The organism is Paraburkholderia bryophila, from assembly GCF_013409255.1.
Taxonomy (GTDB): domain Bacteria; phylum Pseudomonadota; class Gammaproteobacteria; order Burkholderiales; family Burkholderiaceae; genus Paraburkholderia.
Genome location: NZ_JACCAS010000001.1, coordinates 3,527,589 through 3,541,409, shown reverse-complemented (window position 1 = coordinate 3,541,409; position 13,821 = coordinate 3,527,589). Strand labels below are relative to the sequence as shown.

The following is a 13,821-nucleotide window of genomic DNA, read 5'->3' as shown; positions in this document are numbered from 1 at the left end:
GAATGGGGGCGCGCACGTGGGTCACGGCGCGCAGACGAGTTGCGTGTTCTGCAATGGCTGCACGGCGCTCGCGCCCAAAGCGACGCAGGCGCCGGACGCGGGCGCGGCGACGATCGGCACCGCCGCGCTCGCGCCGCCCGCGCCGGCCGCCGCGTTGTTCGCGGCTGCGGGACTGCCGCTGGAACCGCTCGCGCTGCTGCCGTTCGAGCTGCCGTCGCAACCAGCCAACGCGATGCAGCACAGCGCGCAAAAGGCCATGGTTGCCAGCAGGCCGCGCGTCTCGCGCGGTTCACGCAGCGGCTGCGCGTTCGGAAAAGAACGTGTCGGATTCATCGCGAGACTCCGGTTAGTGAGTGAGCGTGGACAGCGGCTGACCTGAACCGAACACCGACTGCAACTCGGTCTCGGTGACGACACGGGTCCACAACGCGAGGTCGCTGAACGCCTGCACGTCCGGCGGCGTGGCCGCGCACTTGCCGACGGTGTACGGCGGCGTGTCGTTACAGGCATTCATGTAGTAGTGGCCGGTGCCGTCCTCGTTCAGCCCGAACACGCCGAGACCCGGCAGCTTGGCGATGTTCACGCTCAAGGTCTGGGCCAGCACCTTCTGTTCGCCGAGCACCGGATCGAACACGTAGGCATTGATCTTCTTCGCCGCCGTGTCGATGGTGAGTGCGAGGTAGGTCCACTTGTTCGCACTGACATTCAGGCTGTTGATGTCGTTACGCGTGCTGCCGTCGCCGAGATTGAAGCGGATGTTGCAGCTCGCGCTCGACCCCGGGAACAGACCGATCGCGATGCCCGCATTGCCGCCCGAGTAGTAGTTCTTGTTCGAGAAGATCGGCGTGCCGTTGCCCGTCAGATTCGCGCACGACGTGTAGAACCAGAAGCCGATCGTGAACTGCGCGTGAGTCGTCACGTCGTTGGTCTGCGTCAGCTTGTAGCCGTCGAAGCCGTTGGTGTCGACCGTATGCGTGTCGATCTGCAAACCCTTGCCGCCGAACGGATCGGCGAACAGCGAGCCGCCGTCGGCGTCTGCGGCCCACGGGCCCATCGTGCTGGCGTTCAGGCGATCGACCGGCGGCAGCGCGCCGAACGGGTAGTAGCTGCTCAACCCGGTGGTCAGCGTGGTCGCGAGCGGCGGCGGGGGCGGCGGAGGCGGCGGCGGTTGCACGTAGACGACCTGAGTGATCGTCGCGAGCGGCGCGCTGCCGGCCACGACCGTGTAATTGAACGGATAGACGCCCGTTGCGGTCAGGCCGAGCTGGCTGTCGGTGTAGGTCGCGGTGCCGGCGGGCAGGCTGGCGATCACCGTGCCGTTGCGCAGCACGCTGATCGCACCGCTGGCCGGCGCGGCCCACGTCAGTACGAGGCTGGCGTTGTCGCTGCCGGTCGTGCCGATCAGTTGCGAGACCGGCGTCGCGCCGATCAGTTGACCGCCGTCGAGCGCATAGGTCGCGGCGCCCGGCAGCGCGCTCTGATAAGCGAGCAGCGTCGGCGTGACGTCGGCGATGCTGGCGCGCGTGTAGAGCGCGGCCATCGTCGACGGCGCGGTCGTGTTGCCGAGGCGCGCGTTCGGCGCCTGATTCAGCGCGATGAAGCTGGTCGATTCGAGCGGCAGCGGCAAACCGTCGGTACCGCCGGCCGCGTTCAGGCCGTGGCTGCTGGTCACCACGACCAGCCAGTTTTCATTGCTGCGTTTGGCGGTTTCGGCGACCAGCGTGCCGAGCGCGCTGTCCAGTTGCGTCAGCGTGCTCGCGTAGTTCGTCGACGACAGGCCGGCGTTGAGCGCCGCGTCCTGCGCCGAGTGGTATTGCGCGACCACCAGCGAATAGCCGTTGTCGATCATGCTCACGCCGTTCTGCGTGACGCAGGCGTCGACGGAGGCGCAATTCACCAACGTGTTGAGATTGCCGGCGTTCTGATCCGGCGTCAGCAGCGCAGCAAGGCCGCTCGAATCGACGGCCGCGCCCATCGTGCCGAAGCCCGCGGTCTTGAGAAGCTGGAAGACGGTGCTGCTGTGCGAGGCCTGATTCGGCGCGTCGGAGTTGATCTGGTGACGATCGGCCCAGGTGCCCGTCAGGATGCTCGCCCAGCCGGGTGTGTCGAGGTTCGGTTGCTGCGACAGCGTGCCGTTGACGCCACCGCTATAAGCGGGCGCCAAGGTCAGCTTCGCGAGATTCGGCAAGGTGCCGCCGGCCATGCCCGCGCTCAACGCGTTGTAGGTCACGCCGTCCAGTTCGACCAGCAGCATTTTCTTCGCTGCGGGACCGGTGGCCGCAGGCGTGCTCGCCGGCGTGCCGGGTTGCGTGTTCGCCGCGCCGCTGCCCGAGGTGCCGCCGGAACCGCTGCCGCCCGATTGCGACACGCCGCCGCCGCAACCGCTCAAGCTCGCCGTAGCGCTGAGCGCGCCGAGCAGCGCTAGTGCGCATGCCAATTGCACGACGGTGTGCCGTCTCATGTTCGTCCCCTCTCCGATGCCGATGTGCGCCGGACCATCCGGCGAATCGATGCAACGATAGGGACCGCGGGCGACGCGGATATGTCGTTCTACGCAAGCTGGCCGATACCGGCATCAGCCATTTTGTGAGGGCGGCTTTTTTTACGGGCGATGCCTGACGCTACTTCTTCATTCTGGTTCGTGAAGCGTGTTAAGCCGGCGCCTCGACATTAGCCATGAATGACGTGATCAACCGCGAGCTCGCACGCGCCTGCAGGTGATACAGATATTCCTGCAGGATCGGCGCGTCCGATTCAAGCGGAAGCTGCCGCAGATCCGGATGCGCCGGCGCTTCGCCGACCGGCATCAGCGTGCAGCCCATGTTGTGACGGATCGCTTCGTAGATCGCTTCGCGGCTGCCGATTTCGATCAGCATCGCGGGTTCGAGACCGATACGTTTGAGCGCGGTCTCGGTTGCCTCGCGGGTACGCGAACCGGGCTCGCGCAACAGCAGCGTATGCGCGGCGACGTCGGCGAGCCGCACCACTTTCTGCGCCGCCAGCGGATGCCGGCAATGCGCGACCACGACGAGCGGATCGTCGGCGATCGTACGGCGTGCGAAACGCGGATCGTCGACACGTTGCGACGACACCGCGAGATCGACGCGGAAGTCGAGCAACGCGTCGAGAATCTGCTGCGAGTTGCCGATCTCGATGTGAATCTTCACAGCCGGATACTGCCGATGAAACGCCGCGATCGCCGGCAAAATGTAGTACGGCCCGGTCGCACCGACCCGCAGATTGCCGGCCGCCAATTCGCGTTCGTTGCGCAGCGTGAAATCGATATCGCTTTCGGTTTGCTGCATCCGGTCGATCAGCGGCATCAGCGCCGCGCCCGCGTCGGTCAGATCGAAGCGGCTGCCGCGCCGATGGAACAGTTCGACGCCGTACTGCTTTTCGAGTTGCTGGATACGCGCGGTGATGGTCGGCTGGCTGACTTCGAGGCGCTTTGCCGCAGCCGTCACGCTGCCCTGCCGGACGGTTTCATAAAAGGCAACCAGAAGCGGAGCGAGCATGGAAGGCCAGAGGGAAAACTTCCAATTTATTACCGGGACGTGGCAATTACGTTACAAACGGCTTTTGTCTTTGTAAGAAAAAGCAGCGTCCCGTTCGACAAACCGCCACCGTGCCGACCCACCGCATCGGTCAGACCACCTCCGGCTCGTGCAAATTATCGAGTGACAGCTCGCGGTTTTGCGAGCAGTCCACTCGCCGTGGCGGCGGCGTGCCATGCAGCAAATACTGCGTGACCGGCTCGTCCGCGCATGGGTTACCCGATGGATAGCTGCTATGCGAATATTCGTCCTTCAGGTAGAGCAGGCTTGCATTCGGCAAGCCGTCGAACATGCGCAGTGCGCCCTCGGCGGCGGTCATGCCGTCGAATTCCGCCTGGATCATCACGATCGACGGCGCACGCGCCACTTCGTCGAGAGTCGGCTTGATCGCGGCGGCTTGCGGCGGGTTCCAGAACAGACAACTGTAGTTGAGCACGCTGCCACCCAGCACGCCGCTGCCCAATGGGTAGCGCTGCGCATAGTCGACGTGTTTGTCGATCCAGAATTGCCGATCCGTACTGAGCGCGGGTGTGTCGTTGCACATGACGGCGAGATCCACGGCCTCCTCGGTATCCACGCGCAGCGTGCTTTCCTCACGCGGAGGCTGTTGCATCGCCTCGAAGTACTTCGGGATCAGCGTCTTCGTTGCGATCTCCTGCGCCATCTCACTCGCCGGTGGATGGCTCGAGAAAACGTGATGCCTGGCGAGCGCCAGCGTCCGCTCCTGCGTAGTGCCCGGGTTCTGCTCGAGTATCTGCCCAAGCCCCTTCGCCGCCACGAACACCGACACCCCGTCGTCGATATAGCCCGACAACGCGAATACCCGCGATTCGCGGAGCGCGGCAACGGTCGCTGCTTTCAACGCCGGCGAGAAGGCGGCAAAGAGCTGCCCCGTCGCTGCCGGATCGGCGCCCAGATTGAAGGTCGTGTCATGGCGTGCCGCATAGGGCCCGACAATCTCGTCGGCGATGCGTTGGGTTGCGGGCGGCTGCAACAGGATGCCGCCTTCGGCCCAGGTCCGCGCGGAGAAGTCCGTGTTGCCGCTCAGCACCATTCGTCCAACCCGATCGGGAAACAGACCCGCATACCAGGCGCCGAGCCACGAGCCGTACGAGTGGCCGATGTAATTGAGTTTGGCGTCGCCGGAGATAGCCCGGATCAGATCCATGTCCTGCGCCATTTGCGCCGTGTCGATATACGGCGCGAGCGGTTTGTCCTGGCAGGCCCGCGATTTGAGTTCGACATTGCGCAGCAGCGCATTCACGGTAGACGCGTGGGTGTCGCCGCTCCACAAGACCGTGCTGGGACGCTCGTCCGAGTTACAGGTCAACTGCGTGCTCGAACCCATGCCCCGTGGCGAAAAACCGATCAGATCGTACCGGCTGGCCACTTCCCGTTCGGCCGCGATCCGACCGCCGGTTATCCGCGCGGAGAACTGGACGTTGGCCAGAAGACCATCCGCGCCGGGTCCGCCGGGATTGAATAGGAGCGAGCCGAGGCGCGTTGCGGGATCTTTCGCGGCGACCCGCGTTAGTGCGAGCGTAATCTCGCCTTTTTCCGGATCGCCCCAATCCATCGGGGCACGAATGCTCGCGCAACGAAAGCGCGGATTGTCCGCCAATGCCGCCCAGGCGGCAGGCAACCGGTTCTTGTCGCACGGGCGCCAGGCCACCGTCTGATCCAGATACGGCTTCAGTACCGAAGCCCGTTTCTGCGCAGCGGTGTGTTGCTGCTGCGACTGCGGCGCATCTTCGCCGCCGCAGCCGGCCAGCGCCAGTGTGGACACGATCCAGGCGGTTCTTGTTGCGACGGTTTTCATCCTTCACTCTCCCACGGCGATGCCGGTCGACTTGCAAACCGTGCGCAGCGTGCACGACAGTTTGCGACGTTGAACGTCCCAGGCTAGCGGCAAACGCGCCAGTCTTGTGCGGGGACCGCAGAGCGTGAAAGATCAGGTGATGCCCGCCTAACCATGTTGGCATGGTCGAAAGCCATTGGCGGCGTGGTTCAACGTCGCAATGACGGATCGATGGCGATCGTCGGGAGAAATGCGGGATGCTGAGCGAAGCGCCGCGGTCGATTCAGCGATCCACCAACCGGCTCAGATTGCCGCGCACCCGTTGCAGCAGCGCGATCAACTGCTTCGCTTCGCCGTCGCTGAAACCGTCCAGCGCTTCGAGCGCGACTTCGTCGCCGACCTTGCGCGCTTTGCCGAGCGTGCGCTCGGCCTTCGGCGTCATGCCGACCTGGCGCTCGCGGCGGTCCTGCGGATTGGCGGTCCGCTCGATCCAGCCGCCCTCTTCCATCCGGTCGAGCAAACGGCCCGCCGAGATCGGCGCGACTTCGAGCAGGTCCGCGAGGCGCGCCTGATTGATGTCGCCGTAATGCGCGAGGTAAGCCAGCACGCGACACTGCGCGCGCGTCAGATCGACCGATGACTTCGCAAGATCGTCGAAACGCTTGCCCGTCAGACGGCCGACGTCGGAAATCAGAAAGCCGAAGCGCTCATCGAGTTGGGTTTTCATGCGCGGATTATACGAAGCCGCCGGCGTTTCCGCGATTGAAGCCGCGCAATTCAGGCTCCGCATAACTCCCGATTGCGGCGCCGTTTCGAGCCGATATACTAAGCATGCTTACTATTCGGCCACGCCACTCATTCATGTCTTCCGACTCCCTGCCGGCCAGCGCCGCCGCGCCGCTCAACCGGCCCATGATCACGATCTCGATCATGCTGGCGACGCTGATTCAAACGCTCGACAGCACGATCGCCAACGTGGCGCTGCCGCATATGCAAGGCACGCTGTCCGCGTCGCAGGACGAGATCACGTGGGTGCTGACCTCGTACATCGTCGCCGCCGCCATCGCCACGCCGCTCACCGGCTGGCTGTCCGACCGGCTGAGCGTGAAGCGGCTGCTGATCGTCGCGATCGGCGGCTTCACGGTGTCGTCGGCGCTGTGCGGGTTGTCGGAAACGCTCACGCAGATCGTCGCGTCGCGTTTACTGCAGGGGGTGTTCGGCGCGTCGCTGGTGCCGCTGTCGCAGTCCATCCTGCTCGACATCAATCCACGCGAGAAACAAGGCCAGGCGATGGCGGTCTGGGGCATGGGCGTAATGGTCGGACCGATTCTCGGGCCGACGCTCGGCGGCTGGCTCACCGACAGCTATAACTGGCGCTGGGTGTTTTTCATCAACGTGCCGATCGGCGCATTCGCGCTGTTCGGCGTCGCGACCTTTCTCCCCACGCGCGCGCCGAAACCCGACGCGAAGTTCGACGCCTTCGGCTTCGCCACACTCGGCCTCGCGATCGGCGCGTTGCAGGCCATGCTCGATCGCGGCGAGCAACTCGACTGGTTCGGCTCGCATGAGATCGTGATCGAAGCATTGGTCGCGGCCATCGCGTTCGCGTTTTTTCTCGTGCATACGGCCACGGTCGGCAAGAAATCGTTCTTCAAATACGAATTGCTGAAAGACCCAAACTTCGCCACCGGCACGTTTTTCATCTTCGTGATCGGCGCGGTAATGTACGCCACGCGCGCGTTGCTGCCGCCGATGCTGCAGAACCTGATGAACTATCCGGTCGCGACCACCGGCCTCGTCACCGCGCCCAGCGGCGCCGGTACGATGATCGCGATGCTGTTCGCCGGGCGGCTGCTGAAACGGGTCGACGCGCGGCTGTTGCTGCTCGCCGGCTTCCTGATCTCCGCGTTCGCGCTGTGGCAGATGATGCATTACACGATCGTGCTGTCGGAGTCGGATATCGTCTGGCCGGGGGTGATTCAGGGCTTCGGACTCGGACTCGTGTTCGTGCCGCTGAGCGCGCTGACCTTCTCGACGCTCACACCCGAACTGCGTGCGGACGGCACCGCGACGTATAGCCTGATGCGCAATATCGGCAGCAGTATCGGCATTTCGATCGTGCAGACGCTGATGACGCGCAACACCCAGGTCTCGCACGCGGATCTCGCGGCGAACGTCACGCTATTCAATCCGGCGATGCAGTCCATGCTCGCGAGCGGCTCGAATTACGACATGGCCGCGTTGAATGTGTCGATCACGCAGCAGGCGTCAATGATCGCGTATCTGAACGACTTCAAGCTGATGTTCGTGGCGACGCTGCTGGTGATTCCACTGCTGTTGCTGATTCGGCCTGCGCATAAGGCACCGGATGCGTCGGTCGCGCACGCGGCGATGGATTGAGCGTTGACGGCAAGCGTCGACTAGTCCGGACGAACGATGTGCGGCGTGGCGGCTTAAACGCGAGCGAGTGGTGGAACCGCGACACCGATCCTAGCCTTCGATCCGCCCTCTCGTCACGCCCAGCAAACCCGCCATCGCCACGCGCGCCGCCTCGGCATCGCGCTCGCGGATCGCTTCGAATACGGCAGTATGCTCACCGAGCGACGCATTGAACACGTCCGCGCGTTTCGCGTTCAGCCGCAACTGCGCCTCCAACGTCCGCTCGATCAACGTGCCCAACGGAATCAGCAATTCGTTGCTGCACGCGCTCAGCACGCTCAGATGAAACTGCAGATCGGCCCGCACCCATTCGTCGACATTGCGCGCCGCCGCCATCGCCCCATGCGCCGCTGCCAACACATAAAACGTGTCTTCCGTATGCGAAGCCGCCGCCAGACCCGCGGCATACGGCTCGATCATCTCGCGCATTTCCTGCAGCTTGAGCGCGAACGCCATCGGCTCGGCAACGCGCGAGTACCAGTCGAGCACGTCGACATCGAGCAGATTCCACGCCTGTTTGGGCCGCACGCGCGTGCCCACCCGCGGCCGCGATTCGATCAGCCCTTTCGACGTCAGCGTGCGCAACGCCTCACGCAACACCGTGCGGCTCACGCCGAACGTCTCCATCAACTCCGCTTCGCGCGGCAGGATCGTATCGGGCGCGTAGTCGCCGCGCAAAATCGCGGTCGCCAGCAGATGGGCGACGCGCCCATGCAGATCGTGCTGAATAGCTTTCTCCCAGCGGCCTCGCGGCGCTATTGATATCGGAACTGAGGCAACCCAGGCCGGAACGAGCGCGATTATCAGGCATCTCAACCTGCAGACCCAGAGCTTCGACAGCTTGCCCGCCGTGACCGCCATCCGATCACTATATGGCCAATAGTACTATTAATAGTACTTAAACGCGCTTTTGTTGTAGCATGTGAATCCTCGAAATGTTCGCAGGCGCCCAAGCCGCAAGGAGACACGCACCATGAAAATCACCAAGCTCGAAACCTTCATCGTCCCGCCGCGCTGGTGTTTCCTGAAGATCGAGACCGACGAAGGCATCGTCGGCTGGGGCGAACCGGTAGTCGAAGGGCGCGCGCACACGGTCGCGGCGGCAGTGGAAGAACTCGCCGACTATCTGATCGGCAAAGACCCGCTGCTGATCGAAGACCACTGGCAGGTCATGTACCGTGCGGGCTTCTATCGCGGCGGCCCGATCACCATGAGCGCGATTGCCGGCGTCGACCAGGCGCTGTGGGACATCAAGGGCAAGCATCACGGCGTGCCGATTCATGCGCTGCTCGGCGGCCAGGTGCGCGACAAGATCAAGGTGTATTCGTGGATCGGCGGCGACCGTCCGAGCGACGTCGCGAATAACGCGCGCGCCGTGGTCGAACGCGGCTTCAAGGCGGTCAAGATGAACGGCTCGGAAGAGCTGCAGATCATCGACACCTTCGACAAGGTGCAGGGCGTGATCAACAACGTCGCGGCGGTGCGCGAGGCGGTCGGGCCGAACATCGGCATCGGCGTGGACTTCCACGGCCGCGTGCACAAGCCGATGGCGAAGGTCCTAGCGAAAGAACTCGACCCGTACAAGCTGCTCTTCATCGAAGAGCCGGTACTGTCGGAAAACGCCGAGGCGCTGCGCGACATCGTCAATCAGACCAACACGCCGATCGCGCTCGGCGAGCGCCTGTATTCGCGCTGGGACTTCAAGCACATTCTGTCGGGCGGCTACGTCGACATCATTCAGCCGGACGCGTCGCACGCGGGCGGGATTACCGAGTGCCGCAAGATCGCGTCGATGGCCGAAGCGTACGACGTCGCGCTCGCGCTGCATTGCCCGCTCGGCCCGATCGCGCTGGCCACCTGCCTGCAGATCGACGCGGTGAGCTACAACGCGTTCATCCAGGAACAAAGCCTGGGGATTCACTACAACCAGGGCAACGACCTGCTCGACTACATCAAGAATCCGGAAGTCTTCAAGTACGAAGACGGCTTCGTATCGATTCCGCAAGGCCCGGGTCTGGGCATCGAGGTCAACGAAGAGAAGGTGCGCGAGATGGCGAAGGTCGGCCACCGCTGGCGCAATCCGGTGTGGCGCCATGAGGACGGCAGCGTCGCCGAGTGGTAAATGCGTCAATCAACGCCGCCCGAGGGCGGCGTTTTGCTTTGCGCTTTCGGTATGCGATAAAAAACTAACCCGAGGACACCCTCAGTGGAGACAACCCACATCCAGTCGCGAGCAACCGGCAAGCGTCACCGCCTCCTCGCGATGCTGTTCATCACCGTGGTCATCACGTATCTCGATCGCAGCAATCTGTCGATCGCCGCCACCGCGATCGCCCAGGATCTGCAACTCGATCCGGCGCAAATGGGGCTGGTTTTTTCCGCGTTCGGCTGGTCGTACGCGCTGCTGCAGATTCCGGGCGGTATGCTGGTGGACCGCACGCGGCCGCGCCTGCTGCTGGCGCTTATTATCGGCCTGTGGTCGCTCGCAACGATCCTGCAAGGTTTCGCCAGCGCGTTCGCCGTGCTGCTGTCGCTGCGTGTGCTGCTCGGCGCGCTGGAGGCGCCGGCCTATCCGACGCTCAACCGCGTCGTCACCACCTGGTTTCCCGACAACGAACGGGCCCGCGCGATCGCCAGCTATACATCGGGGCAGTATGTCGGCCTCGCGTTCCTGACGCCGGCGCTCGTCCTCACGCAGCAGCATTTCGGCTGGCAGGGCGTGTTCTTTCTGACCGGCGCGATCGGCGTGCTGTGGGGACTGATTTGGTACGCGTCGTATCGTGAACCGTCGGAAGCAACCGACATCAACGAAGCCGAACTCGAGACGATCCGCGCGGGCGGCGGACTCGTCGATCTGGGTCGATCCGAACGCGGCTCGGCGCATCCGCGCCGCGCCCGCTACGGCGCCGCCGACTGGCGTACCGTGCTCGGCAACCGCAAGCTGTGGGGCGTGTATATCGGGCAGATTGCGGTGACCTCGACGCTGTGGTTCTTCCTCACCTGGTTCCCCACTTACCTCGTCAAATACCGGCACATGGACTTCCTGAAGGCCGGCTTCATGGCGGCCGTGCCGTTCCTCGCCGCGTTCGTCGGCATTCTGGCCTCGGGGCTGCTGTCGGACTGGATGATCCGGCGCGGCGTGTCGGTCACCGTCGCGCGTAAGGCGCCGATCGTGACGGGGCTGCTGCTCTCGACCGCGATCGTCGGCGCGAACTATGTCGAGACGCCCGCAATGGTGATCCTGTTCATGGCGATCGCGTTCTTCGGCAGCGGCTTTTCGTCGATCACGTGGGTGCTGGTGTCGTCGATGGCGAAGAAGGAGTTGCTCGGCCTCACCGGCGGCATGTTCAACCTGATGGGCAATCTGTCGTCGATCTGCGTGCCGGTGGTGATCGGCTTTATCGTCAGGAACAACGATTTCAAACCGGCACTGGTGTTCATGAGCGCTGTCGGCGTGGTCGGCGCGCTGTCGTATCTGTTCCTCGTGGGGAAGATCGAGCGGATTCGTTAAAGCTTCGTTAAAGCCGCTTGACCACGCGTTACGGTGACGTGACGCGCGGGCCGGCGCAGTAACGTAACACTCCGGGACCAAACGGGCTCGAACAGGCGTTTGCGGGCTCTTTCAACGCCCCTGCTGCTTCCGCGCAAAGCCTTAGCCATCAAGGCTTGCCAGCCGATTGTTCGGCATCAGACATACACATGGCCCGGTCCTTGCTCAAATGCATGCAAACACCACATGCATCGGGGACCATCATGGGCGAATTCCTTCCTGACTATCTGATCCGCGAACAGGCCGCCGTCGGCGCACTGGTCATGTTCGGCGTGCTGCGCATTATCGGCGCGGCGCTCGCATTCGAACGCGGCTGGCGCATCTCGGTGATCGAGAAATGCTTCATCAGCGCGGCCGTGATCTATTGCCTGCCGCAGCTTTTCGATCTGCTGACGCATCTGTACGGCTCGCGCACCGCGGGCGCCGAACTCGAAGGCAAGGCCGCCGGCTGCGCGATCGCGCTGTTCTGCGCGCCGATCCTCGGCCACCGGCTCGGCTTCGAGTAAGCGGATTCATTCGACGGGAACCCACCATGCGATTGACAAGGCGACGCGCGACACCCGCATATCGCGCGGGCGAGGTACTGAGGCTGAAGTCGGGCGGGCGTCCGATGACAGCCATCTGGAACGGGCCGGTGCTGTTCGCACCGGGCAACTGGCTGATCTGCCAGTGGTTCAGCGACGCGGGGGAACTACAGCAGGAGATGTTTCCGGAGGAGACCCTCGAGCGGGCGAGCCATGCGCTCGCCGCTTAAAGAGCAGTAACGGATGTGCTGGCCACCGCCAGGCGACCGTGTGTATTGCGCCGCACGCTTTTGCTGTGCGGCGCTTTTTTATCTGCTTGATCGGTCTGCTTGATCTGTTTTGTCTGGCGGATGGGTGTTGCAGAAGTGGCGCATGACGGACACGCTCGCTGCGTGACGCTAGACGCGGGCGCTTGCCGTGCTTGCCCGAACAGGTGCGCTTGGGCCGCGCCAGCTCAGCCAGCCCGACTCACCCGCACCGCTCAACCCAGCGCCGCGAACGCCGGCACGCTATGCGACAGCGCGGCCGCCGCGACGAACACGCCGATCATCGCCAGCGCTTCCAGATAGAGCACGTTGACGAAGGTATGCGCGTCCATGGTCGACGCCGTGCGGCGCAGGCGCGGCAACGCCGAGAAGCGGTTGAGGCCGCCGAGCACGAGCGCCATCCCGACCAGCGCGAGCTTGAGCATTAGCACATGGCCCCACGTGCTCAGTTCGATCGCTTCGAACGAACCGCCCGACCCGCGCACCGCGTTGAAGATACCCGACAGCAGCACCAGCCCGACCGCCACCACCGACACGTTCGACACCTGCGTCGCCGTGCGGATCAGCATGCCGCGCGCGGTCGACGTGCCGAGCGCGGGCAGCACCGAGAGCCCGGCCGCCATCGCGAGTCCGCCCCACACGCTGGTCACCAGCACGTGCAGGGTCTGCATGCCGATCGCCGCCGACGCCACGCCGGCATCGGCCGCATGACCGAGCGACGCCTTGCCGGCCGCGACCGCGATCACCGCGAGCCACAGCAGCGCATTGCGCAACATCCCGGTATGACTGGTCATGGCCGTGCCGAGCAACACCAGCGCACCCGCGAAGGCCACGCTCCAGCCATAGCCGACGTGGGTTTGCGTCAGCACGGTCGGCACCACGCCGATGGCCGCCGGCAACGCGACGCCGCTCATCGACGCCGCCTGATACAGCAGCCAGCCGAGGTCGGCGAGCACCAGCACCACGGTGGCGGTCAGCATCGACCGTTGCGCGCGCAACCAGGCCGGGCGGGCCGGCGAGATCTTGGTCTGCGCGTCTTTGGCGAGCCACGCGCCGAGCAACGCCGAACCGACGGCAAACGCAAACGCGACATTCATGAGCGCGGCCATGGCGACCTGCCCGATCCACAATCCGTCGAAGCTCATTGGACGATGAACGCGAAATTGCCCTGGGTCCGATGGCCGTCCGTGGCCACCGCCGTCCAATGCACCGCGTAGCGGCCCGCGCTCAACGGCGGCAGCGGCAGGTGCATGACCTTGGCGTCGTCCTTATCGACCAGCGAGGTGGCCGATGCCGCCGGCAGCGCGGCCTTGCCGCTTGCGTCGGCCAGCTCGATCCGGCTGAACGCGGGCTCGAGCGGCTCGGTGAAATGGATCGTCACTTCGGCGGGCGCGGCGACCGCGGCGTTCGCCGCCGGCTCGCTCGACACCAGATGCGCATGCGCGAACGCGGTCGACGCAGTGGACGCAACCAGCAGCGCCGCGACGCCGAGCGCCAACGCACGCGGCGTCGTACGGGAAAATTTGAATAGCTTCATGTAGGGCCGATAGCGGATGATCAGGAAAACGGTGGACGTCGAACCGGGCACGTCCGGGCCGGACAGATGCCGGCGAGCCCGGAAGTGTACGCTTCGATGGCTCGTGCGCGCGTCGGTTCAACCTGGTTTGTATTCAGCGGCGCGACGGACGCA

The 13,821-nt window shown here is 64.4% G+C and carries 13 protein-coding genes; 5 read left to right on the top strand and 8 right to left on the bottom strand.

Annotated features, from left to right (window positions below):
- Window positions 1-21: 21 nt before the first annotated feature.
- The 5 genes from GGD40_RS15870 to GGD40_RS15850 form a co-directional block, all read right to left on the bottom strand.
- Entirely contained in the window at window positions 22-333 is a 312-nt protein-coding gene (locus GGD40_RS15870; protein ID WP_257030414.1) for a hypothetical protein, read from the bottom strand.
- Between the two features lie 13 nt (window positions 334-346).
- A complete protein-coding gene (locus GGD40_RS15865) occupies window positions 347-2,461 on the bottom strand; it encodes a LamG-like jellyroll fold domain-containing protein (RefSeq protein WP_179744193.1) in 2,115 nt (704 codons plus the stop codon).
- 190 nt (window positions 2,462-2,651) lie between these two features.
- Entirely contained in the window at window positions 2,652-3,515 is an 864-nt protein-coding gene (locus tag GGD40_RS15860; protein WP_179708446.1) for a LysR substrate-binding domain-containing protein, read from the bottom strand.
- A gap of 130 nt (window positions 3,516-3,645) precedes the next feature.
- Window positions 3,646-5,373, bottom strand: coding sequence for an alpha/beta fold hydrolase (locus GGD40_RS15855; RefSeq protein ID WP_179744192.1), 1,728 nt, complete (start codon window positions 5,371-5,373; stop codon window positions 3,646-3,648).
- 262 nt (window positions 5,374-5,635) lie between these two features.
- Window positions 5,636-6,079 carry a MarR family winged helix-turn-helix transcriptional regulator gene (locus GGD40_RS15850; RefSeq protein ID WP_179744191.1) on the bottom strand — a complete coding sequence of 148 codons (444 nt, stop codon included), beginning with the start codon at window positions 6,077-6,079 and terminating at the stop codon, window positions 5,636-5,638.
- A gap of 134 nt (window positions 6,080-6,213) precedes the next feature.
- On the opposite strand from GGD40_RS15850, the gene GGD40_RS15845 reads away from it, so the two are divergent.
- Entirely contained in the window at window positions 6,214-7,752 is a 1,539-nt protein-coding gene (locus tag GGD40_RS15845) for a DHA2 family efflux MFS transporter permease subunit (protein ID WP_179708440.1), read from the top strand.
- A gap of 90 nt (window positions 7,753-7,842) precedes the next feature.
- On the opposite strand, the gene GGD40_RS15840 is transcribed toward GGD40_RS15845, so the two are convergent.
- Window positions 7,843-8,520, bottom strand: coding sequence for a FadR/GntR family transcriptional regulator (locus tag GGD40_RS15840; protein WP_373565335.1), 678 nt, complete (start codon window positions 8,518-8,520; stop codon window positions 7,843-7,845).
- A 244-nt stretch (window positions 8,521-8,764) separates the two neighbouring features.
- On the opposite strand from GGD40_RS15840, the gene dgoD reads away from it, so the two are divergent.
- The 4 genes from dgoD to GGD40_RS15820 all read left to right on the top strand — a co-directional run bounded on the left by dgoD (window position 8,765) and on the right by GGD40_RS15820 (window position 12,095).
- Entirely contained in the window at window positions 8,765-9,913 is a 1,149-nt protein-coding gene (dgoD, locus tag GGD40_RS15835) for a galactonate dehydratase (protein ID WP_035548440.1), read from the top strand.
- Between the two features lie 141 nt (window positions 9,914-10,054).
- Window positions 10,055-11,302, top strand: a complete 1,248-nt coding sequence (locus GGD40_RS15830; RefSeq protein WP_179744955.1) for an MFS transporter — start codon at window positions 10,055-10,057, stop codon at window positions 11,300-11,302.
- Window positions 11,303-11,544: 242 nt separating this feature from the next.
- Window positions 11,545-11,847 (top strand): hypothetical protein, encoded by a 303-nt coding sequence (locus tag GGD40_RS15825; protein WP_179744190.1) that lies wholly within the window; start codon window positions 11,545-11,547, stop codon window positions 11,845-11,847.
- 26 nt (window positions 11,848-11,873) lie between these two features.
- Window positions 11,874-12,095, top strand: coding sequence for a YodC family protein (locus GGD40_RS15820; protein WP_035548443.1), 222 nt, complete (start codon window positions 11,874-11,876; stop codon window positions 12,093-12,095).
- 251 nt (window positions 12,096-12,346) lie between these two features.
- On the opposite strand, the gene GGD40_RS15815 is transcribed toward GGD40_RS15820, so the two are convergent.
- Window positions 12,347-13,276, bottom strand: a complete 930-nt coding sequence (locus tag GGD40_RS15815; protein ID WP_179708434.1) for a CopD family protein — start codon at window positions 13,274-13,276, stop codon at window positions 12,347-12,349.
- Window positions 13,273-13,668: a copper homeostasis periplasmic binding protein CopC gene (copC, locus tag GGD40_RS15810; protein WP_179744189.1), complete on the bottom strand. Its 396-nt coding sequence runs from the start codon at window positions 13,666-13,668 to the stop codon at window positions 13,273-13,275. Before copC ends, GGD40_RS15815 begins: the two co-directional genes overlap by 4 nt.
- Between the last annotated feature and the right edge of the window lie 153 nt (window positions 13,669-13,821).